Source organism: Escherichia sp. AM3 (genome assembly GCF_032029835.1).
In the GTDB taxonomy this organism is placed as follows: Bacteria; Pseudomonadota; Gammaproteobacteria; order Enterobacterales; family Enterobacteriaceae; genus Escherichia; species Escherichia coli.
On the sequence record NZ_JAVUPQ010001069.1, the window covers coordinates 1 to 261 of the forward strand.

Consider the following 261-nt stretch of genomic DNA (forward strand, 5'->3'; position numbering starts at 1 on the left):
GCTCTTCGGTGCATTTCCCCACTTCCTGGGTGCAAATCAGACCTTCCCACGCCAGATAGCCGCTACCGTCGAAGGCCAGCTTGTTTGGCTCGATCACCTCGTTGATGAACGCATCAACGTCCTGATCGATCTGCTCAACGCTGGTGCCTTCCGGGAAGCGCCAGGCAACGGAGAAACCCACTTCCTGGAATTCTTCGATGTGCATCTTTTTACGCAGACGACGGCTACGATTCTTTGCCATTATTTCACCCTCTCGAACAT

General features: G+C 53.6%; 1 protein-coding gene. It reads right to left on the reverse strand.

Annotated features, from left to right (window positions below):
• Positions 1 to 241: YggL family protein (locus tag RTW80_RS29740; protein ID WP_312721736.1), on the reverse strand; the 241-nt coding region annotated here is incomplete at its 3' end.
• Between the last annotated feature and the right edge of the window lie 20 nt (positions 242 to 261).